Source organism: Methyloversatilis thermotolerans (assembly GCF_000372885.1).
In the GTDB taxonomy this organism is placed as follows: Bacteria; Pseudomonadota; Gammaproteobacteria; order Burkholderiales; family Rhodocyclaceae; genus Methyloversatilis; species Methyloversatilis thermotolerans.
Genome location: NZ_KB889967.1, coordinates 2,248,238 through 2,267,917 on the forward strand (window position 1 = coordinate 2,248,238; position 19,680 = coordinate 2,267,917).

20 protein-coding genes are annotated in these 19,680 nt (G+C 66.8%); 11 read left to right on the forward strand and 9 right to left on the reverse strand.

Annotated features, from left to right (window positions below; genetic code table 11):
- Positions 1-2: 2 nt before the first annotated feature.
- The 3 genes from A3Q7_RS0109900 to rsmI all read right to left on the reverse strand — a co-directional run bounded on the left by A3Q7_RS0109900 (position 3) and on the right by rsmI (position 2,476).
- Positions 3-434 (reverse strand): hypothetical protein, encoded by a 432-nt coding sequence (locus A3Q7_RS0109900; RefSeq protein ID WP_018411710.1) that lies wholly within the window; start codon positions 432-434, stop codon positions 3-5.
- A gap of 13 nt (positions 435-447) precedes the next feature.
- Positions 448-1,491, reverse strand: a complete 1,044-nt coding sequence (pyrC, locus tag A3Q7_RS0109905; RefSeq protein WP_018411711.1) for a dihydroorotase — start codon at positions 1,489-1,491, stop codon at positions 448-450.
- 139 nt (positions 1,492-1,630) lie between these two features.
- Positions 1,631-2,476 carry a 16S rRNA (cytidine(1402)-2'-O)-methyltransferase gene (rsmI, locus tag A3Q7_RS0109910; protein WP_026224684.1) on the reverse strand — a complete coding sequence of 282 codons (846 nt, stop codon included), beginning with the start codon at positions 2,474-2,476 and terminating at the stop codon, positions 1,631-1,633.
- An 83-nt stretch (positions 2,477-2,559) separates the two neighbouring features.
- Here rsmI and A3Q7_RS0109915 point away from each other — a divergent pair, with 83 nt between their 5' ends.
- The 4 genes from A3Q7_RS0109915 (at position 2,560) to A3Q7_RS0109930 (ending at position 4,709) form a co-directional block, all read left to right on the forward strand.
- Entirely contained in the window at positions 2,560-2,967 is a 408-nt protein-coding gene (locus tag A3Q7_RS0109915) for a YraN family protein (RefSeq protein ID WP_018411713.1), read from the forward strand.
- The gene (locus A3Q7_RS0109920; RefSeq protein ID WP_018411714.1) at positions 2,951-3,352 is read left to right on the forward strand and encodes an HIRAN domain-containing protein; all 402 of its coding nucleotides are present in this window, start codon (positions 2,951-2,953) and stop codon (positions 3,350-3,352) included. Before A3Q7_RS0109915 ends, A3Q7_RS0109920 begins: the two co-directional genes overlap by 17 nt.
- Before the next feature lie 110 nt (positions 3,353-3,462).
- The gene (locus A3Q7_RS0109925) at positions 3,463-4,053 is read left to right on the forward strand and encodes a phosphoheptose isomerase (protein ID WP_018411715.1); all 591 of its coding nucleotides are present in this window, start codon (positions 3,463-3,465) and stop codon (positions 4,051-4,053) included.
- Positions 4,054-4,067: 14 nt separating this feature from the next.
- Positions 4,068-4,709 (forward strand): BON domain-containing protein, encoded by a 642-nt coding sequence (locus tag A3Q7_RS0109930; RefSeq protein WP_018411716.1) that lies wholly within the window; start codon positions 4,068-4,070, stop codon positions 4,707-4,709.
- A 2-nt stretch (positions 4,710-4,711) separates the two neighbouring features.
- Here the strand turns inward: A3Q7_RS0109930 and A3Q7_RS0109935 are convergent, their stop codons facing one another.
- The 5 genes from A3Q7_RS0109935 to mutL form a co-directional block, all read right to left on the reverse strand.
- Positions 4,712-5,137 (reverse strand): nuclear transport factor 2 family protein, encoded by a 426-nt coding sequence (locus A3Q7_RS0109935; RefSeq protein ID WP_018411717.1) that lies wholly within the window; start codon positions 5,135-5,137, stop codon positions 4,712-4,714.
- Positions 5,138-5,189: 52 nt separating this feature from the next.
- The gene (gene hrpA / locus A3Q7_RS0109940) at positions 5,190-9,332 is read right to left on the reverse strand and encodes an ATP-dependent RNA helicase HrpA (RefSeq protein ID WP_018411718.1); all 4,143 of its coding nucleotides are present in this window, start codon (positions 9,330-9,332) and stop codon (positions 5,190-5,192) included.
- 120 nt (positions 9,333-9,452) lie between these two features.
- The gene (crcB, locus tag A3Q7_RS0109945) at positions 9,453-9,830 is read right to left on the reverse strand and encodes a fluoride efflux transporter CrcB (RefSeq protein ID WP_026224686.1); all 378 of its coding nucleotides are present in this window, start codon (positions 9,828-9,830) and stop codon (positions 9,453-9,455) included.
- Between the two features lie 52 nt (positions 9,831-9,882).
- Positions 9,883-10,809, reverse strand: coding sequence for a tRNA (adenosine(37)-N6)-dimethylallyltransferase MiaA (gene miaA / locus A3Q7_RS0109950; RefSeq protein WP_018411720.1), 927 nt, complete (start codon positions 10,807-10,809; stop codon positions 9,883-9,885).
- The gene (gene mutL, locus A3Q7_RS0109955) at positions 10,806-12,566 is read right to left on the reverse strand and encodes a DNA mismatch repair endonuclease MutL (RefSeq protein WP_018411721.1); all 1,761 of its coding nucleotides are present in this window, start codon (positions 12,564-12,566) and stop codon (positions 10,806-10,808) included. Before mutL ends, miaA begins: the two co-directional genes overlap by 4 nt.
- A gap of 95 nt (positions 12,567-12,661) precedes the next feature.
- On the opposite strand from mutL, the gene A3Q7_RS0109960 reads away from it, so the two are divergent.
- The gene (locus tag A3Q7_RS0109960) at positions 12,662-13,315 is read left to right on the forward strand and encodes a DedA family protein (protein ID WP_018411722.1); all 654 of its coding nucleotides are present in this window, start codon (positions 12,662-12,664) and stop codon (positions 13,313-13,315) included.
- Here the strand turns inward: A3Q7_RS0109960 and A3Q7_RS0109965 are convergent.
- Positions 13,239-13,763: a hypothetical protein gene (locus A3Q7_RS0109965; protein WP_018411723.1), complete on the reverse strand. Its 525-nt coding sequence runs from the start codon at positions 13,761-13,763 to the stop codon at positions 13,239-13,241. The two genes, A3Q7_RS0109960 and A3Q7_RS0109965, sit on opposite strands and share 77 nt — an antisense overlap.
- Positions 13,764-13,961: 198 nt before the next feature.
- Between A3Q7_RS0109965 and A3Q7_RS0109970 the strand changes: the two genes are divergently transcribed.
- The 6 genes from A3Q7_RS0109970 to A3Q7_RS19740 all read left to right on the forward strand — a co-directional run bounded on the left by A3Q7_RS0109970 (position 13,962) and on the right by A3Q7_RS19740 (position 19,653).
- Positions 13,962-14,579: a hypothetical protein gene (locus tag A3Q7_RS0109970; protein WP_232417909.1), complete on the forward strand. Its 618-nt coding sequence runs from the start codon at positions 13,962-13,964 to the stop codon at positions 14,577-14,579.
- Between the two features lie 66 nt (positions 14,580-14,645).
- Positions 14,646-15,287 carry a phosphoribosylglycinamide formyltransferase gene (purN, locus tag A3Q7_RS0109975; protein ID WP_018411725.1) on the forward strand — a complete coding sequence of 214 codons (642 nt, stop codon included), beginning with the start codon at positions 14,646-14,648 and terminating at the stop codon, positions 15,285-15,287.
- Complete coding sequence (locus tag A3Q7_RS0109980) at positions 15,280-16,476, forward strand: DUF3108 domain-containing protein (RefSeq protein WP_018411726.1); 1,197 nt, start codon at positions 15,280-15,282, stop codon at positions 16,474-16,476. The genes purN and A3Q7_RS0109980 overlap by 8 nt, the downstream gene beginning before the upstream one ends.
- On the forward strand, positions 16,473-17,756 hold the full coding sequence (locus A3Q7_RS0109985; RefSeq protein WP_018411727.1) for an RsmB/NOP family class I SAM-dependent RNA methyltransferase: 1,284 nt from the start codon (positions 16,473-16,475) through the stop codon (positions 17,754-17,756). The genes A3Q7_RS0109980 and A3Q7_RS0109985 overlap by 4 nt, the downstream gene beginning before the upstream one ends.
- Complete coding sequence (locus A3Q7_RS0109990) at positions 17,753-18,355, forward strand: phospholipase D family nuclease (RefSeq protein WP_018411728.1); 603 nt, start codon at positions 17,753-17,755, stop codon at positions 18,353-18,355. The genes A3Q7_RS0109985 and A3Q7_RS0109990 overlap by 4 nt, the downstream gene beginning before the upstream one ends.
- The gene (locus A3Q7_RS19740; RefSeq protein ID WP_051079126.1) at positions 18,352-19,653 is read left to right on the forward strand and encodes a mechanosensitive ion channel family protein; all 1,302 of its coding nucleotides are present in this window, start codon (positions 18,352-18,354) and stop codon (positions 19,651-19,653) included. The genes A3Q7_RS0109990 and A3Q7_RS19740 overlap by 4 nt, the downstream gene beginning before the upstream one ends.
- The last annotated feature ends 27 nt before the right edge of the window (positions 19,654-19,680 follow it).

Below are 19,680 nucleotides of genomic sequence, written 5' to 3' on the forward strand. Positions count from 1 at the left end.
CTTCAGCGTGCTCCCGACGCTTCCGCCTGCTTGCTGCGAACGAAGGTGAACTGCTCGCCCTGATCGCGGAACACGCCGATCACCGGCGGTTCGACCTGGGGCTTCTGTATCACCGCGAACACGCAGTCATTGGTGTTGACCGCATACCAACGGCTGGAGCCCTGTCGCAGCAGGTAACGGTTGGGTTCGCCACCTTCGAACACGGTCACGAAGGCCGTCGTCAGCCGCGCCGGCTTCATGTCGTAGCGTCGCTGGCAGCTCGGCATGCGCGACACGATGACATCCATTTCGTACTGGTCGCTCCAGAAATAGGGCTTCTCGCGGCTGATGGTCAGGGCGTGATCCTTGCCCTCAATCATGTAGGCGGCGTTGTCTATTTCGCAGCCCGCCAGCAGCAGGGCCAGCGGGAGCAGCAGGCGCGGATATCGTGTCATCGGAGTCGGACCGTCATTCGAGACGCCAGGCCACGCGCTCTCCTGCGCGCAGCGGCACCAGTACCTCACCATCGGCAAATTCCTGGCTGGGCTTGACCTCCCAGTCCTCGCGCAGCAGCGTGATCTGCGACGTATTGCGCGGCAATCCGTACCAGTCCGGGCCGTTGAAGCTGGCAAAGGCCTCCAGCCTGTCCAATGCGCCGGCGGCATCGAAGGCCTCGGCATACAGTTCGACACCGGCATGCGAGGTATAGCAGCCGGCGCAGCCACAGGCGGCTTCCTTGGCCCCGCGTGCGTGCGGTGCCGAATCGGTACCCAGGAAGAAGCGACGGTTGCCCGAGGTGACCGCCGCCACCAGGGCCTGGCGATGCACTTCCCGCTTGAGCACCGGCAGGCAGTAGTGATGCGGCCGTATGCCACCGGCGAATATCGCATTGCGGTTCATCAGCAGATGATGGGCGGTCACCGTGGCCGCGATGTTGTCGCCGGCTGCAGCGACGAATTCCGCCGCCTCGCGCGTCGTGATGTGCTCGAACACGACGCGCAGCGCCGGATGACGCGCCAGGAGGGGGCGCAGGATGCGTTCGATGAATACCGCTTCCCGGTCGAACACATCGACGTCGCCATCGGTCACCTCCCCGTGGATCAGCAGTGGCAGGCCGCGCTCGGCCATGCGTGCGATGGTGGCATCACAGCGCAGTACATCGGTCACGCCGGAATCGGAATTGGTTGTGGCACCGGCCGGATACAGCTTGACCGCCTTCACGAATCCGCTGTCGCAGGCGCGATCGATCTCGTCCGGCGACGTATTGTCGGTGAGGTAGAGCACCATCAGCGGCTCGAAGGGCGGCAGGCCCGGTGTGGCCGCATGCGCCGCGAGGATGCGGTCGCGATAGGCTGCCGCCAGCGCCACTGTGGTGACCGGGGGCCGCAGATTGGGCATCACGATGGCGCGCGCGAAGCGGCGCGCCGTGTCGGGCAGCACGGCCTTCAGCACGGCGCCATCGCGCAGATGGAGGTGCCAGTCGTCGGGGCGGGTGAGGGTCAGTCGATTCAAGGGCGCTCCAGTCCAGTCAGCAAACCCGTCGGCGCCACGCCGGCGAGCGGTAGCGCCCGATTATCCCGCATAGTCATCCGCCGGCCCAGACGGGACGGGTGAATGGCCTTGGCCGGCGCTCTGTCGCGACCGCCGCCCATCACTCGGTGTCGTCTTGCTGCGTCGCGGCGACGCCATGTGCCATCGCGTAGTCGTACAGCAGCTTGCGTGGCGCGCCCGTGATGTGCTGCGCCACCTTGACGGCGCGACTGGGCGGCAGTTCGTCGAGCAGTACGTCCAGAGTGCGCTGCGCGACCGCATCGAGTCCGTCCTGCTGCGGCGCCCCCGCCAGCAACAGCACGAATTCGCCACGCTGCCGGTTCGCGTCCGCCGCCAGCCAGGCTGGAGCCTCGGCCACCGGCAGCCGCACGATCTGTTCGAACAGCTTGGTCAGTTCGCGTGCGATCACCAGTTCGCGTTCCGCCTGCATGACCGCCGCAATATCGGCGACACACTCGACGATGCGGTGCGGCGCCTCGTAGAACACCAGAGCACAGTCGTGGTCGCGCAGACTGTCGAGCGCCCTGCGGCGTGCCGCCGCTTTCACCGGCAGGAAACCGACGAAGCGGAACTGCGCATCGAGCAGGCCGCTGGCCGACAGCGCCACGATTGCGGCACTGGGGCCGCTCACCGGCACCACCCGATAGCCCGCGTCCTGCACCGCGCGCACCACGCGGGCGCCGGGATCGGACACCGCCGGGGTGCCGGCATCCGACACCAGTGCCACCCGCCGGCCTGCAGCCAGCGCCGCGATCAGCCGCGCGGCACCGGCACGCTCGTTGTGCTCATGCACCGCAATCAAAGGTGCACGCAGTCCGAGGTGACGCGCCAGCCGCGATGTCTCGCGCGTGTCCTCGCAGGCGATCAGGTCGGCCGCCCGCAGCGCCGCGACCGCGCGCGCGGACAGCTCACCGAGATGTCCGATCGGCGTGCCGACGACATACAATGTCGATGTCATGAACCCGGAAGAAGCATCGTCTCCGGAGGTGAGCGGCATGTCGTCTGTATTCATTTTCCTGGGGCCCGCGAATGGCCCGTCATTCTGAGCGCCCGACGCAGGCGCCACAAGCCGGACACACCGCTGGCCAGCACGCCGGTGCGACCGCCGAGGCACTCGCTGCCCGCTTCCTGCAGGCGCGCGGTCTGCGCATCATCGGCCGCAACCTGCGCTGGCGCGATGGCGAGCTCGACCTGATATGCGAACACGGCGACACCATCGTGTTCGTCGAAGTAAGGCTGCGCCGCAGCAGCCGCTTTGGTGGTGCGGCTGCCAGCGTCGATGGCGTGAAGCAGGCACGCCTCATCCGCGCCGCACAGCGCTGGCTGGCCGGTGCCGGCCGACGCGCGCAGGGACGGCCCGCCCGTTTCGACGTGATCGCGATGTCCGGTCTGCACATGGAGGACATCGACTGGATACGCGATGCATTCGCGCTCTAGACGTCTGTTCTGCGCCACGGCGGCACTGCTGCTGTCCGCGGCCGCATCGGCGGATGGCCTGCGCATGCTGGTGCAACGCTCACCGCTGGCGGGCGCCCAGTATCACCGGCTGGCCGAGGCGTGGCCCCGCATGCGGGAAGGCGACGCGCTCGCGCTGGAGCGCGAACCGGACAACCGGCACGACAAGCGGGCGATACGCGTGTTATGGCGGGGCATCATGATCGGCTACCTGCCGCGCGCAGCCAACTTCGATGCGGCAGGTGAAATGGATGCCGGTCGCCGGCTGAGCGCCCGCGTCGGCCACATGCAGGCGGACCCCGATCCCTGGAAGCGCCTGCGCATCGATGTGTGGGCGGATCTGCATCCCCCCGGCGAGCGCCGCTGACCGGATAAAGAATTGCAAGCCGAGGTATCCGAATGCAAGCACGACGCACAAACCGGGCGCGTCGTGGCGAACTTGGTACACTCGCGGCACCTGAACCGCCGCGACCGCCCATGAACCTTGTCTCACGCATTTCCGAGCACTTCATCGACAGCGCCCAGACCAAGCTGGCCGCCACCGAGGTGCTGGCAGCGCCGATCGCGGACGCGGTGGAAGCCATGGTGGAAAGCTTGATGGCGACCGGCAAGATACTGGCCTGTGGCAACGGCGGATCGGCCGCCGACGCGCAGCATTTCGCGGCCGAACTGGTCGGACGCTACGAGCGCGAGCGGCCGGAACTGGCCGCTCTTGCGCTGACCGTGGACAGCTCCATCCTCACCGCCATCGCCAACGACTACGCCTTCGACCAGATATTCGCCAAACAGGTGCGTGCGCTCGGACAACCACAGGACGTGCTGCTGGCGATATCGACCTCCGGCAATTCGGGCAATGTGATCGAAGCCATCCATGCCGCACACGAACGCGAAATGCGCGTGGTGGCGCTGACCGGCCGCGGCGGTGGCCGCATTGCGGAACTGCTGGGCGATCGCGACATCCACATCTGCGTGCCGGCACAGCGCACTGCGCGCATCCAGGAAGTCCATCTTCTGACGCTGCACTGCCTGTGCGACGGCATCGACTGCATGCTTTTGGGAACCGAATGATGACCACAACTCGAATGAACAGACACGCGCCCTCCTCCCTCATCCGCCCGCTGCTGCTGGCTGCCACGATCGGCGTAACCGTTCCGCTGCTGCAGGGCTGCTTCCCGGTGGTTGCCGCCGGCGCCGGCACCGCCGTCATGTCGGCGCTGGATCGCCGCACCACCGGCACCCAGGTCGAGGACGAAAGCATCGAATTGCGCGCTGAAAGCCGCCTGCGCGAAAAGCTCGGCAACCGCGCCAACGTGAACGTGGTGAGCTACAACCGCAATGTGCTGCTGACCGGCCAGGTCGCCGACGAGGCGACGCGCGCCGAGGCGGCAACCATCGTGTCCGAAGTACCGAACGTGCGCGGCATCAGCAATGAAACCGATATCGCCGGCGTGTCCTCGCTGACCCAACGCTCCAGCGACGCCGTCATCACCTCCAAGGTGAAGGCGCGCATCCTCGATTCGCAGCGCGTGAATGCCAATCACGTGAAGGTGGTGACCGAGTCGGGCAAGGTGTTCCTGATGGGTCTGCTGACCGAGGCCGAAGCCCGCGCCGCCAAGGAAGTCGCTGCGTCCACCTCGGGCGTGCGCCGCGTCGTGGCCATATTCGAAATCATTTCCGCCGACGAGGCGCGGCGCCTCGACACCGCCGGCAGCCAGAAGAAGTAAGCTCAGGAGGCGGCGAGACGCCGCCTCAGCCAGCGCATCAGCCCGCCCAGCAGCGGCAGCTTCTCGTACAGTTCCTGCGCCGCATCCCAGTAGTCGCGATGGTCGGCTACCCGTCCTTCACGATCGAAACGGAGCCGGCTCGCTCCGACGATGGATTGCGGCCGGCCACGCAGTTCGAAGTGCATCACCCATTCCAGCCAGGCCGCATCGCCCTGCCGCATCGCTGACAATACCTCGAAGCGCGGCGCATCCACCTGTGAGTACATGTGGCGGAAGATGCGCGCGATCGCCTCGCGGCCACGCACATCATTGAACGGATCGCGAAAGCGCGCATCCGCCGCGTACAGCGCTGCCAGCGCGTCCACCGAGCCGGGCGTGAGCGACTCGAAGGCATGGACGAGCGGACGCAGCAGTTCATCGGTAGTCATCGCGTACGGCTCCGGCGGGATATGGACGAGATTGCGGCGGCGCGGCGCGTGCTCAGCCGCGCGCCCGGGATTCCCAGATCTTCTGCAGCCGCTTGACCGAGACCGGCACCGGCGTGCGCAGTTCCTGCGCGAACAGATTCACGCGCAATTCCTCCAGCAGCCAGCGGAACTCCTCCAGGAAAGGGTCGGCCACACCAGCGCGCGCCCGCGCGATGCGTTCGCGCTCCCACAGCATGGCCAGGGACTGCCAGTCGGCCATCGCACGCGCATCGCGCGCCGGATCGCTGCGCAATTTGTCGATGCGCAGCGCGATCGCCTTCAGGTAACGCGGAAAATGAGCAAGGCGCTCGAAAGGCGTACATTCGACGAAGTGCCGGGTCACCAGCGCATCCAGTTGCGCGCGCATGTCGGCGCCGGCATCCGGATGCGCCTTCAATGCCGCCAGCTTCTTGTTCAGCGCCACGTACTCGGTCAGCACGGTGCCGGCAAGCCGGCCGATTTCCTGCGCCACCAGCGATATGCGCGGCCGCGCCTCGTCGCGTCGCGCGGCGAAACTCGCGGGGTCGGTCGGCCATGGCTCCATCATGCAGCAGCGGTCTATCGTCGCTGCCACGAGTTGCGCACGCAGTTCCGCCTCGCTGCCCAGACTCATGAACTGCATGGCCATGTCGCGCAGGCCGGGCAGGCTCTTCTCGATGAATTTCACCTGTTCGCGCAGCTCCAGCGCGAACAGCCGGCGCAGACCGCGGCGATGCACCTGGTGCGCCACTTCCGGCGTGTCGAACACGCGCACGCTGACCGCGTCACCGTCGTCCTGCAGCGCCGGAAAGCCGATCACCATGCGTCCGGCCACCTCGACTTCCATCAGCTCGGGCAGTTCGCCGAAGGCCCAGCTCGTATGGCGGCCATCGCCGGCCGGGTGCGCGGTGGCCGGGACTGCGGCCTCGGCCGCCGCGGCGGCCTTGCCCTTCTTTCCGCTACGTTCGGGCACCGGTGCCTTCGCGACCGCGTCGCGCGCCCCCAGCGCAGCCAGCGCATCGGCCATGCTGCCACGTGCAGCACTGGCCTTCACGGCATGCGGCGGAGGCGTTGCCGCCGTTGCGGCTGACTGCGCGGGGCCGGCGGTGAGCACGCGTGGCGCTGCGGCAGGCTGCGCCGGCGCGGTCGGCAGCGCGATGCGCGCCTGTTCGAAACGGCGCGCCACCTCGTCCTTCAGTCGGGTACGCAGTTCGGCCAGATTGCGCGACTGGCCGAGCACGCGGCCGTGCTCGTCGATCACCCGCACATTCATGATGAGGTGGGCCGGCAGGTTTTCTGCGCGTATCGCGTCCGGCGGCAGTTTGAGCCCGACGTAGACCTCGATCGCGCGCGCCAGCACCTTCACCAGCGGCTCGCCATGGTCGTGTTCCTGGCCGAGGAATTCATCGACGAAGCCGCTGATCGGCTGGATGCGGTGGCGCAGCTTGGGCGGAATGGTCTTGGCAAGCTGCACCACCTTCTCTTCCAGCAAGCCGGGCACCAGCCAGTCCAGCCGCGCCGCCGGAATCTGGTTGAGCAGCGTGAGCGGCACGGTCAAGGTCACGCCGTCATCGGCAGCGTTCGGTTCGTGCCGGTACTCCAGCTTCAGCTTCTGCCCCAGCAATTCCATCTTTGCCGGGAAGCGTTCGCTGCTCACACCTGCGGCCTCGTGCCGCATCAACTGTTCGCGCGTCAGGTAGAGCAGTTTGGGGTTGTCGCGCTCGGCGTCGCGGCGCCAGCGATCCAGGCTGCGCAGGTCGATCACGTCGGCCGGCAGGATGGCATCGTAGAAGGCCTCGATCAGCGATTCATCGACCAGCAGGTCCTGCCGGCGCTGCTTTTCCTCCAGCCGCTCGATCTGCGCGACCAGATCGAGGTTGTGCTGCAGGAATTTCATCTGCCTGAGCGCGATGTCGCTCACATCGCCATTGACCAGCGCCTCGCGGATCAGCAGTTCGCGGGCGAGTTTCGGATCGGTCTTGCCATACTGCACCGCGCGCTTGGCGTACAGCGTGATGCCATGGATGACGCCGCGCTCCCATGCCACGGTCTCACCGCGGCTTTTCGACCAGTGCGGCTCATAGGTCGAGCGGCGTATCAGGTGGGCGCCCACCTCCTCCACCCACTCCGGTTCGATGCGCGCGAGACAGCGCGCGAACAGGCGGGTGGTCTCGACCAGTTCGCCGCACATGATCCACTTGGCGCTCTTCCTGGCCAGCGAAGAACCCGGGTGCGGCCAGAACTTGATGCCTCGCGCGCCCAGATAGGGCGGCTCGCCGGCGCGCGCGTCCTCGATGCGCTGCCCGAGGTTACCCAGCAGGCCGGTGAGCAGCGCGCGGTGCAGCGCCTCGACCGCGGCCGGCCTTTCGTTTTCCTTCCAGTCGTGTTCGGCGCACAGCGTGTGCAGTTGAGTGTGCACGTCGCGCCATTCGCGCATGCGCATCCAGTTCAGGAAGTGGTCGCGGCACCATGCGCGCTGCTTGGCCTGGGACTGGTGGTGCCATACCTCGTCGAATGCCGACCAGGCCTTCAGGTACCACAGGAATTCGCTGCGTTCGTCAGCGAACTTCGCATGCGCCTGGTCGGCGCTGCCGGCGCGCTCTTCCGGCCGCTCGCGCGGATCCTGCACCGACAGCCCGGCGGTGATGATGAGCACTTCCTTCAGCGCAGAGTGACTGCGCGCCGCCAGGATCATGCGGCCGACGCGCGGGTCCAGCGGCAGCTTGGCCAGTTCACGGCCCAGTGCGGTGAGCCGGCGTTCCTCATCCACCGCGCCCAGTTCCTGCAGCAACTGGTAGCCGTCGGCGATCGCGCGCGGCGCCGGCCGGTCGATGAAGGGAAAGTCCTCGACGTCGGCCAGGCCCAGCGACTTCATGCGCAGGATGACGCCCGCCAGGGACGAGCGCAGGATTTCCGGATCGGTGTGGGCAGCGCGCTGCTTGAAGTCGTCCTCGTCGTACAGCCGGAAGCACACGCCGCTGGACACCCGGCCGCAGCGGCCGGCGCGCTGCTTGGCGGCCGACTGCGCGACCGGCTCGACCTGCAACTGTTCCACCTTGTTGCGGTAGCTGTAGCGCTTCACCCGCGCCAGGCCGGTATCCACCACGTAGCGGATGCCCGGCACGGTGAGCGAAGTTTCGGCCACATTGGTCGACAGGATGACGCGGCGTCCGTTCGAGCCCTGGAACACGCGTGACTGTTCCTGCGCCGACTGGCGCGCGAACAGCGGCAGGATGTCGGGCTTCACGCCGGGCAGCCGGCCATGATGTTTGCGCAGCGTTTCCGCGCATTCGCGGATTTCGCGCTCGCCCGGCAGGAACACCAGCACGTCGCCCGGACCGCAGGAAAAGGCCTCATCCACCGCGTCGGCCACTGCGTCGTAAAGGTCTCTTTCCTTGTTCGCGTCGAACGGCCGCCAGCGCATTTCGATCGGATAGAGCCGGCCACTCACCTCGATCACCGGTGCCGGCCGCCCGTTCTGCGCGAAGTGATTGGCGAAGCGCTCTGCGTCCAGCGTGGCCGAGGTGACGATCACCTTGAGGTCGGGCCGACGCGGCAGGAGCTGGCGCAGGTAGCCGAGCAGGAAATCGATGTTCAGGCTGCGCTCGTGCGCCTCGTCGATGATGAGCGTGTCGTAGGCCGACAGCCAGCGGTCGTGCTGCGTTTCCGCCAGCAGGATGCCGTCGGTCATGAGCTTGATTCGGCTGTCTTCCGAGGTACGGTCGGTGAAGCGGATGGCAAAGCCGACCTCGCGGCCGAGCGGCACCTTCAGTTCCTTCGCCACCCGGTCGGCAGTGGCGCGCGCGGCGATGCGTCGCGGCTGCGTGTGACCGATCAGGCCGCGTGCGCCGCGGCCCAGTTCCAGGCAAAGTTTGGGCAGCTGCGTGGTCTTGCCGGAGCCGGTTTCGCCGCACACGATGATCACCTGATTCGCAGCCAGCGCTGCGCCGATCTCGTCGCGGCGGGACGACACCGGCAGTTCTTCCGGATAGTCGACCGCGGGCGCCGACGCACGACGCGCGACCACCTTTGCCTGCGAAGCAGCGATGCGTTCGGCCAGTTTCGCGGGCCATCTGTCCGGCGCGCGCAGCGCAGGCGCGAGATCGCGCAGCGCACGCGCAATGCTGCCGGCGTCACGGCTCATGCAGGTTTCGAGAAGGGAATCGATGTCACTCATACCGGGGAGGTGCACGACTCAAGGCTCAAGCGGTGCCTGCCAGAGATGGCCGTGCACGGTGGAACTTGCGCCTTGAATCCGGTTTCTTGAAGCTTGCAAGGTGAATCCCGCCCGGCGGCCTCAGGCCGCAAGGCGATGCCAGAGCCACCAGCCGAGCGCGGTCATCGCCAGCGATCCGAGCACGTGGGCCGCCACCGCCAGCAACGCCCAGCCGGTTTCGCCACTTTCGAACAGTGCAAACACCTCGCCGGAAAAACTGGAGAAGGTGGTGAGCCCGCCGAGGAAGCCGGTAGTGAGCAGCAGTCGCAGATGCGCGGGCAGTTCCGGGAAGGCCTGCAGCATGGCAAGCGCGCTCCCCATCAGCAGGCCGCCGATCAGATTCACCGCCAGCGTACCCAGAGGGAAGCCCGCAAACAGGGGATTCAGCGCGAGCGAAAGACCCCAGCGCAGCCAGGCGCCTGCCGCCGCCCCCACGCCCACCGCCATCAGATTCAGCATGTCGCCCACCCGGACTGTCTATCGGCCCGCATTGTAATTCGCCTGCGCGCCGTCATCCTGCGCCAGCCACCCGGTCGAGCAGGCGGTCCATCGCGTCCGCACGCATGCAGTCCACTCTTTCGTCGATCGGCATCGAACGCAGCCAGGTGATCTGACGCTTGGCGAGTTGGCGCGTCGCATAGATGCCGGTGTTGCGCATGACCAAGGGGTCGGTCAGCCCTTCGAGATAGGCCCACACCTGGCGGTAACCGACGCAACGCATGGACGGCATGCCGGCGTCCAGGCGATAGCGTTCGCGCAGCATGCGCACCTCGTCCACCAGCCCTTGTTCCAGCATCTGGTCGAAACGCCGCTCGATACGCGCGTGCAGCCACGCACGGTCTGCCGGCTCCAGCGACAGCACGGTCATCGGCGGCAGCGGACTGTCCGCTTCGCGCCGCGCATAGCTTTCGGCGAGCGGCCGTCCAGTGAGCATGACGATTTCCAGCGCGCGCTGTATCCGCTGCGCGTCATTCGGCTCCAGCCGGGCCGCGGCATCGGGATCAAGCGCGGCCAGTTGCGCGTGCACCGCCGGCCAACCGTGCTCCGCGGCACGGCGGTCGATGTCCGCGCGCAACCCGGCGTCAGCCTCCGGCAGATCGGACAAGCCTTCGCGCAGGGCCTTCATGTAGAGCATGGTGCCGCCCACCAGCAGAGGAATGCGGTCGCGCGCCAGGATGTCCGCGATCAGGCGGCGCGCGTCCTCGGCGAAGCGCGCGGCCGAATAGGCCTGCTCCGGCGACACGATGTCTATCAAGTGGTGCGGACACAGCGCCCGTTCCGCCGCCGTCGGCTTGGCGGTGCCGATGTCCATGTCGCGGAACACCAGCGCCGAGTCGACGCTGATCACCTCGACCGGCAGCGCGCGCGCAATGCGCTCGACCGCCGCCGTCTTGCCGCTGGCGGTCGGCCCGAGCAGAGCGAAGGCGCGACCGCTCATCGGCCACGCATGAACAGCCGATCCAGCTCGGCCATCGACAGTTGCACCCAGGTGGGCCGGCCGTGATTGCACTGATCGGCGCGCTCGCATGCTTCCATGTCGCGCAGCAGCGCATTCATTTCCGGCAAGGTCAGCAGCCGGTTCGCCCGCACTGCACCGTGGCAGGCCATGGTGGCCAGCAGCTCATTGCGGCGGCGTTCGACCACCTGGCTGGCGGGCGCCTCACGCAGTTCCTCCAGCAAGGCACGCAGCAGCGCACCGGTATCGGCGCGCGCAAGCAGTGCCGGCACCGCGCGCACCATCAATTCCTGCGGACCGGCCTGGCCTACGTCGAAGCCAAGCTTTTCCAGCACGTCGGCGTACTCAAACGCGGTGGCGACCTCGCCGCTGCCCAGCGCCAGCACGGCCGGGATGAGCAGTCGCTGCACCGCGGGCTCGCCGTCGAGCAACTTCTTCAACTGCTCGTACAGGATGCGCTCATGCGCGGCATGCATGTCGACCAGCACCAGCCCGCCGGCGTTCTGCGCCAGCACATACACCCCATGCAACTGGGCAATCGCGAACCCCAGCGGCGGCGCACCTTCCTCCTGCACCGGCAGGTCCGGTCGCTGCATCACCGCCGCGCCCGCCGCGGAGGGCGCGGCCGCGTCCTGCCGCACGAAATCGAAATAGCGGGCCAGGGGCTGCTCGACATTCATCGCCTGCTGACGTGCCGGCCATGGCGACGCGACAATACCCGGCTGCGCAGGCGCAGCATCGGCGGCTGGCGACGCGGGCACCTGCACGGCCGGTGCCAGCGCCCGTTCGACCGCATGGAACACGAACTGATGCACCGCGCGTGAATCACGGAATCTGACCTCGGTCTTGGCCGGATGCACATTCACGTCGACCGCGCGCGGCTCCACCTCGATGAACACCACGTACGCCGGATGGCGGGCGCCGTGCAGCACGTCCGCGTAAGCTTCGCGCAAAGCGTGCGCGAGCAGCCGGTCGCGCACGAAACGACCATTGACGAAACAGTACTGGGCGTCGCGCCCGGCGCGCGAAAAGGCGGGCTGTGCCGCGAAGCCGCGCACCCGGATCGCGCCCGCATCGGCATCGACGACGCGCGCGTGCTGCATGAATTCATCGCCGAGCAAGGCCCGCACGCGCCCCGCCATGTCGGTGGCCGGCAGCCGCTGCATGAGCCGGCCGTTGTGCGAGAGCTGGAAAGCCACGGCAGGCATCGACAGCGCGATGCGGCCGAACACGTCGTCACAATGCCCGTATTCGGTCTGTTCGGTACGCAGGAACTTCCGGCGTGCCGGCGTGTTGTAGTACAGATCGGCGACATCCACCACCGTGCCGGCATCGAGCGCGGCGGGTTCGACCCTGCCTTCATGGTCGATGCGCCAGGCATGCGTGCTGCCCGCTTCACGGCTGGTGACGGTGACCCGCGCCACACTGGCGATCGACGCCAGCGCCTCGCCGCGGAAGCCCATGGTCGACACCGATTCCAGATCGTCGAGCGACGCGATCTTCGACGTCGCATGCCGCGCCAGCGCGAGCGGAAGGTCTTCGCGCGGCATGCCGCAACCGTCATCCGCCACGCGCAGCCGCTTCACGCCACCGGCCTCGAGCTGCACGCGAATGTCGCGGCTGCCCGCATCAAGACTGTTTTCCAGCAATTCCTTCAACACGGAGGCCGGGCGCTCGACAACTTCGCCGGCGGCGATCTGGCTGATCAACGGGTCGTGCAGCAGACGGATGGAAGGCATGGTGGAGCGGAGGGGGAAGCAGCCCAAAGCGCCCGATTCTACGGCCCGTCATGCGCATCCGCTATCATCGGCCGTCCTCGAAGCTTCTCATCCCCATGGAACTGCTCGCTACCTTCATCGACATCCTGCTGCACCTCGACCGCCACCTCGCCATGCTGGTCGAGAACTATGGAGCGTGGGTGTACGCCATCCTCTTCCTCATCGTGTTCTGCGAAACCGGTCTGGTGGTCACGCCCTTCCTGCCCGGCGATTCGCTGCTGTTCGTCGCAGGCGCGCTGGCGGCGGCCGGTGGCATGCACATCGGACTGCTCATCGTGCTGCTCATCGTCGCGGCGGTGCTCGGCGACGCGGTGAACTACAGCGTGGGGGCCTGGTTCGGGCCCAAGGTGTTCCGCTGGGAGGATTCGCGCTTCTTCAACCGTGCCGCGTTCGAACGCACACACGCGTTCTACGAGAAGCACGGCGGCAAGACGGTCATCATCGCGCGCTTCATGCCGCTCATCCGCACCTTTGCCCCCTTCGTCGCCGGCGTGGCGCAGATGAGCTACCCGCGCTTCGCGCTGTTCAACGTGAGCGGCGCGGTGATCTGGGTGGTGTCGCTGACGCTGGCTGGCTACTGGTTCGGCAACCTGCCCTGGGTGAAGCAGAACCTGACCCTGGTCATCCTGGCCATCATCGCGATTTCACTTGCGCCACTGGCAGTGGCCTGGGTGAAGGCGAAATTCGGCGCTCCGGATCAGGCAGCCTGATGCGCGGCCAGCAGGCCTCAAGCGCGACGCCGTAGCGCGTCGCACCCGCCAGCACCACGACCACCCCGGCACGCTCGACGTCGGTCAGCAGGTGTTCTGCACAGTGGTTGGCCGCCTGCCGGGCACCCGGGCTGAAGAGGGCGGCCGCCGCCTCATCGAGGTGCACGTACAGCAAGGCTGAATGCTGGCGCGCCTGTTCCAGCGACGGGCGCCAATGTTCAGCGCTCAGTGCGGCATCGTTTGCCGCTTCCAGGTCGAGGCGCAGCAAAGGCTGGTCGCGCAGGCGGGCGAGCGCCATCGCAAGCGCGTCGCACTGCACGCCCAGCCCGCCACAGATCAGCACACCGCCGCGCTCGACACGGGTGAGGCTGCGCAGAAGCCGGCCGAAGCGCAGGCTGCCGGCCCGGACACCGGGTGCACGCACGCATTCGAGCGGTTCCATCTTCATTGCAGAGGCCCCTGCGCAACGGATTGGTCGACATGCCATTGCGCTCACACAAAGCGGGCGCCATGGCGTACGCTGTCGGACATGGATGCCCGGTCAGCCTGCCTGCCGATTCTGCGCGCCCTGTGCTGCGCTGCGATAGCCAATTTGGTCACAGCCTGTGCCGGCAACGGCCACAAACCGGCTCCTGTGGCCGATTCCATGCATCCTAAACAGATTGTTAAAAGTGACATCGACCGCGTGCTGGAAGCTCATCACCGGGAAATTTTTGTCACTCTCGAACGACTCGCCGACAAGCTCTATCGCCGCAATCCGAGGGAATGGAAGCACGTGGGCCTGGCAAGCCGCGAAGCGGCCCTGGCCCGGATCTTCTCGGCCGAACACGACTGGCGGCTGAAGGAATTCGACGGCCGGCGCGACATCGACGTGATGCGCATGGCGTTCGCACCGGAATTTTCCGGCGATCGGGTCGCCGCCCTCATCGTCGGCATGGGCGGCATGATCCAGACCGCCTGGGGCGATCGCAGCGAACTGTTCATCATGGACGAGCTGGATCCGCAGGCACTGTCGAACTGCGCGCGCAATATCGAGATTGCCGCCTGGAAACTGGCACAGTCCAGGGATGCCATCGGGCAGCCGCTGCTGCTGTCCAACGAGATCACGGCCGACGGCACACGCAACCTCAGTTTCGAGCGCGAGATCGGCAAGATGATCAGCATGCTGGACATGAGTTCGCAGATCGTTGCCGACAAGAACCGCCGCGTGGTCACGCGCATCTTCCAGTCGCTGGCCACTGCCGTGTTCCTGCCTGTCCGTTGATACGCCGGCAGGCGTCCTGGGCGATAATCCGGGGTCGAGCCGCTTGTCGGCACAACACCCTATCGTATGAAATCCCTGGTCATCCTGATATCCGGACGTGGCAGCAATATGCGCTCCATCGTCGACGCCGGACTGTCCGCGGACATCCGCGCCGTGATCAGCAACCGTCCGGACGCGGCGGGTCTGGCCCATGCACGCGAACGCGGCATAGCGACCGCCGTCGTCGACCACATGGCATTCCCGGATCGCGCCCATTTCGACCGCGCGCTGGCGCGCGAAATCGACCGCCATGCGCCGGATCTGGTCGTGCTCGCGGGCTTCATGCGCATCCTGACGCCGGAATTCGTCGATCATTACCGCGGCCGCATGATCAACATCCACCCGTCGCTGCTGCCCGCGTTCACCGGCCTGCATACGCATCGACGCGCGATCGAGGCCGGCTGCCGCCTGGCCGGTGCGACGGTGCATTTCGTCACCGGCGAACTGGATGGCGGTCCCATCATTGCGCAGGCCGCGGTGCCGGTGCTGCAGGACGACACGGAGGACGCGCTGGCGGCACGCGTGCTCGCCCAGGAGCACATCCTCTATCCTCAGGTCGTACGCTGGTTCATCGACGAAAGGCTCGCCCTGCGCGACGGCCGCGTCCATCTGCACGGCGAAGCGACGCCCTCATCGGCCGCGCTGCGCGTACCGGCGACGGATGTCTGAGCGGCTCACGCGCGGCCGCCTCATGGCGGCCCTGCTGCTGTCCCTGCTGCTGCACGCACTGCTTCTCGGTGGCCTGGCGCGCTTTGACCACGTACGCGACATGATGCCGGTGGAACCCATTACCGCAGTACTGCTTCCCCCTCCGCCCGCGCCAAGGCCGCCACCGGCGCAACCGCCCGCGCCTGAGGCAAAGCCGGTGCCGGTAGCGAAGCAGGAGAGGCCGGTTCGCACGCCACCGGCGACAACGCTTCCGGCGCCGACCGTTCCCCGCTCCGGCACGGCGATCGAGCAGGCGTCGGTTCCGCCCGAGGGAGAAGCGAGCACGACGAACGAGAACGACGGTCGGATGCAGGCCGCGGCGCGCATCGAGCGGGATGGAGACATCACCGATCGCCCCAAGGACGGGCCGGTCATGGACAATGCGGAGCAACTGTCGCCCCTGAATGCGCTGATCGGCGAGGCCGAACTCGAATTCGATGTCTATCGGAACGGCTCCCTGCACCTGGGACGGACCCACTACCAGTGGGCCCATGACGGCAGCCGCTACCGCATCGACACGGTGACCGAAACGACCGGTCTCGCCGGCCTGCTGAAACCGCTGCGCATCGAGCAGCGCAGCGAAGGCATGCTGGACGCCCGGGGCATTCAGCCGCAACGTTATGTGCAGACCGCGAGCCAGGCCAAACCACCGCCGGAAGAGGTGATATTCGACCGCGACGCGGGTCGCTTGTCCCTGCGCAGCGGCGACCGGCTCAGCAGCGACGAACTCGCGCCGGCGACACAGGACATGGTGAGCCTGTGGCTGGAAATCATCTGGCGCGCCCAGGAAGGCGGCGAATTCGACTTCGCAGTCGCCAACGGCCGCCGCAGCGCACCACGCTGGTTCGTACCGGACGACGAGCTGTCCAGCCTGGAAACCGGCCTTGGTCGGCTGCTGGTCAAGCACATTCATGTGCGCGCACTGCCCGGCGACAACCAGGTCGACGTCTGGCTGGCGCCCAATCTGCGCTGGCTGCCGGTGCGCATCCTGTTTACCGACCGCAAGGGCGAAACCTATGATCAACGCATCCGCCGGATGTCCTTTGCCGGCCAGACCCTGAGCGCGCAGGACACACGCGCATCTGCGCCAGCCGGCGAACGCGCTGCGCCGCCGGCTTTCGATTCCGACGTTCCCATATTCCTGCGATGAAACCCACCGACAAACTGATCGATGCCACGGCCGACGTACTGGCCCGGCTGCTGCGCTTCGAATACCCTGCCGATGGCGTCCTGTCGGCCTATTTCCGGGAACAGCGCGCACTGCAGTCGCGCGACCGCGCCTTCATAGCGGAGCACGCCTATCTGGTGCTGCGCCGGCTGCGCTGGCTGCGCGCCATCGCCGGCCAGAATGCCGGGCCGCGCAAGCTGCTCATCGCGGCGCTCGCCCGCATCGAAGGGCTGGGGCTGAAACAGCTCGCTCCCGCGGTGTCGCGCAATGAGGCACAGTGGCTGGAGAGCCTGCCACCGAGCCGCGCGGACGAACTGTCCCTGGGAGAACGCACCGATCTGCCCGACTGGGTGATCGAGCGGCTGTCGGCACGCATGGACGAAGCCTCGCTTCTGTCGCTGGCACGCGCACTCAACCAGCAAGCGCCGCTGGATCTGCGCGTGAACCTGATGAAAAGCGATCGCGAGGCCGTTGCCGCCACGCTGGCCAACAACGGCATCACGGCAGAAGCCGGTCGCTGGTCGCCGTGGGCGCTGCGTCTGGCCGAGCGCCCGGCGCTGACGAAGAACCCGCTGTACGAAAAGGGCATCGTCGAAGTGCAGGACGAAGGCAGTCAGTTGCTCGCACTGCTGCTGGCGCCCAAGCGCGGCGAAATGGTGGTCGATTTCTGCGCCGGCGCAGGCGGCAAGACACTGGCCCTCGGCGCGATGATGCGGTCGACCGGTCGCCTCTACGCCTTCGACGTATCGGAAAAACGCCTGCTCAAGATGCGCCCGCGGGTCGCGCGGTCCGGACTGTCGAACGTGCACCCGGTGCTGATAGACAGCGAAACCGATATCAAGGTGAAGCGGCTGGCGGGGAAGATTGATCGGGTACTGGTCGATGCGCCCTGCTCCGGCCTCGGCACCCTGCGCCGCAACCCCGACCTGAAATGGCGACAGACGCCGGCAGCGGTCGACGAGCTGCGCGCCAAGCAGGCATCGATACTGGCCGCGGCCGCGCGGCTGGTAAAGCCTGGCGGCCGGCTGGTCTATGCCACGTGCAGTCTGCTGGACGAGGAAAACCGGGCCATCGTCGATGACTTCCTGGAGCGCCACACCGACTTCGTCAGACAACCGGCAAATGCCCTGCTGGCCGCCGCGCGCGTCGAACTCGATACCGGCGTCGACCTGGAACTGCGTCCCGACCAGCATGGTACGGATGGTTTCTATGCCGCGGTGCTCGAACGCGTCATTCCCGGTAAACAAGGAGAACCTTCGTGATTTCACGCCTGCGCGGCCCGCTCTGCGGCCTGATCGGAACACTGCTCATCGCGCTGCCCGCGCCCGCGTTCGCCGGCGCAAACCTGCCGGCGGAAGGCCGCGTGGAAGTCGGCTTCGCGCCCTGGGACGATGTGGAGAGGCTGGTGATGGACCAGATCGACGGCGCGCGCCAGGCGATCTATGTCCAGGCCTACACGCTCACCAGCCGCAACATCGTGAAAACCCTGATCGCGGCAGCGGAACGCGGCGTGCGGGTCGAGGTGGTGGCGGACCGGGACAAGGTGCTCAAGGACGAACGCAGCGCCTTGCCGCGCGCCGCCGGCAACGGCATCGCCCTGTGGCTGGATGGCAACCATGCGGCCGCCCACAGCAAGGTGATGATCATTGACCCGGATGGCAAGGAGCCCGTCGTGGTGACCGGCTCGTACAACTTCAGCCACTCGGGCAAGTCGGAAAACGCGGAAAACGTGCTGATCCTGACCGGCCACCGCGCACTCGCCCGGAGCTATCTCGACAACTGGAAAAGACATCGCGCACAGTCGGTCAGCTTCGCCGATGCGGTCGTCCAGACCCGGGCACAGGAACCGGCAAGGCCATGACCGGTATTCCATTCGATGCATTGCTGCACATGCTGTCGCTGGACAGCACGCGCATCGAGCTGGCGATCATTGCGCTCATCCTGCTCGCGGCAGGAGGTCTATCCCGCCATCTGAAACGGCGCCAGCGCAGCAGCGCTGGCGCCAGTTCGCTCGGCACCGCGGCCCGGCTGGGCGTGGATGGTCTGCAGCGCCTGCTGTTCCCGCTCACCGGCATCGCACTGCTGTCCCTGGGCAGCGCGATCTACACCGCGACCCACGAAAGACCGGTGCTGATGCATCTGGTGATCGCCATGCTGTTCGCCATGGGCGTGATACGCATGATCGTATTCGCCCTGCGTCAGGTGTTTTCGCCGGCGGGCTGGCTGAGCACCTTCGAATTCCTCATCGGCCTCACCATCTGGACCGCGTGGGCGCTGCACGCACTGGACATCCTGCCCGAGGTGATCGAATGGCTGGATCACCAGCAGGTGGCACTGGGCAAGCAGAAACTGTCGGTGTGGGCGCTGCTCCAGGGCGGCGCGTGGGTCATGGTTACCCTGACCGTGGCGATATGGCTGTCGGCCTCGGTCGAGCGCAAACTGATGCGCGCACCGATGGACAGCAATCTGCGCATCGTGCTGGCGCGGCTGTCCAAGGTGGCCCTTGTATTCCTTGCGCTGATGGTCACGCTGCCGCTGGTCGGCATAGACCTCACCGCACTGTCGGTATTCGGCGGTGCGCTGGGTGTGGGGCTGGGCTTCGGCCTGCAGAAGATCATGGCCAATTACGTGTCGGGCTTCATCATCCTGCTCGACCGTTCCATCCGCATCGGCGACCTCATTTCGGTGGCCGGCGAACGCGGTCAGGTGCAGCAGATCACCACGCGTTACACCGTCCTGCGCAGCCCTTCGGGCATACAGTCCATCGTGCCGAACGAAACCCTGGTCAGCTCGGTCGTACAGAACGAGGGCTTGTCAGATCGCGAAGTCAGACTGGCGATGACCGTGCAGGTCGCTTACTCGACAGATGTGGAACGCGCGCTGGCCATCATCGAGGAATGTGCACACGCGCACGAGCGGGTGCGCCCCGAACCGGTGCCCAAGGCCTTTCTCCACTCTTTCGGGGATTCAGGCATCAATCTCGAACTGGGCGTCTGGATCACCGACCCCGAGAACGGTACCCTGGCCATCCGCTCGGCAGTCCAGCTCGAGATATTGCGGCGCTTTCGCGAGGAGGGGATTGAAATTCCCTTCCCGCAACGCGAGATACGTTTATTGAACCCTCCACCCGCGGCTCCAGCGTGTGACGCCGGGCCTTGACGCTGCGCAAATTGACCGCTAGCCGCG

Excerpts from the sequence above, each read along its gene's own strand:
- A3Q7_RS0109970 (WP_232417909.1), top strand. The coding sequence starts at position 13,962 with ATGCATCCTAAACAGATTGTTAAAAGTGACATCGACCGCGTGCTGGAA.
- A3Q7_RS0109920 (WP_018411714.1), top strand. The coding sequence starts at position 2,951 with ATGCATTCGCGCTCTAGACGTCTGTTCTGCGCCACGGCGGCACTGCTG.
- A3Q7_RS0109985 (WP_018411727.1), top strand. The coding sequence starts at position 16,473 with ATGAAACCCACCGACAAACTGATCGATGCCACGGCCGACGTACTGGCC.
- mutL (WP_018411721.1), bottom strand. The coding sequence starts at position 12,566 with ATGCCTTCCATCCGTCTGCTGCACGACCCGTTGATCAGCCAGATCGCC.
- A3Q7_RS0109980 (WP_018411726.1), top strand. The coding sequence starts at position 15,280 with ATGTCTGAGCGGCTCACGCGCGGCCGCCTCATGGCGGCCCTGCTGCTG.
- A3Q7_RS0109915 (WP_018411713.1), top strand. The coding sequence starts at position 2,560 with ATGGCCCGTCATTCTGAGCGCCCGACGCAGGCGCCACAAGCCGGACAC.
- A3Q7_RS0109935 (WP_018411717.1), bottom strand. The coding sequence starts at position 5,137 with ATGACTACCGATGAACTGCTGCGTCCGCTCGTCCATGCCTTCGAGTCG.
- A3Q7_RS0109965 (WP_018411723.1), bottom strand. The coding sequence starts at position 13,763 with ATGAAGATGGAACCGCTCGAATGCGTGCGTGCACCCGGTGTCCGGGCC.
- A3Q7_RS0109925 (WP_018411715.1), top strand. The coding sequence starts at position 3,463 with ATGAACCTTGTCTCACGCATTTCCGAGCACTTCATCGACAGCGCCCAG.
- miaA (WP_018411720.1), bottom strand. The coding sequence starts at position 10,809 with ATGAGCGGTCGCGCCTTCGCTCTGCTCGGGCCGACCGCCAGCGGCAAG.
- A3Q7_RS0109900 (WP_018411710.1), bottom strand. The coding sequence starts at position 434 with ATGACACGATATCCGCGCCTGCTGCTCCCGCTGGCCCTGCTGCTGGCG.
- A3Q7_RS0109930 (WP_018411716.1), top strand. The coding sequence starts at position 4,068 with ATGAACAGACACGCGCCCTCCTCCCTCATCCGCCCGCTGCTGCTGGCT.
- A3Q7_RS19740 (WP_051079126.1), top strand. The coding sequence starts at position 18,352 with ATGACCGGTATTCCATTCGATGCATTGCTGCACATGCTGTCGCTGGAC.
- hrpA (WP_018411718.1), bottom strand. The coding sequence starts at position 9,332 with ATGAGTGACATCGATTCCCTTCTCGAAACCTGCATGAGCCGTGACGCC.
- crcB (WP_026224686.1), bottom strand. The coding sequence starts at position 9,830 with ATGCTGAATCTGATGGCGGTGGGCGTGGGGGCGGCGGCAGGCGCCTGG.
- purN (WP_018411725.1), top strand. The coding sequence starts at position 14,646 with ATGAAATCCCTGGTCATCCTGATATCCGGACGTGGCAGCAATATGCGC.
- A3Q7_RS0109960 (WP_018411722.1), top strand. The coding sequence starts at position 12,662 with ATGGAACTGCTCGCTACCTTCATCGACATCCTGCTGCACCTCGACCGC.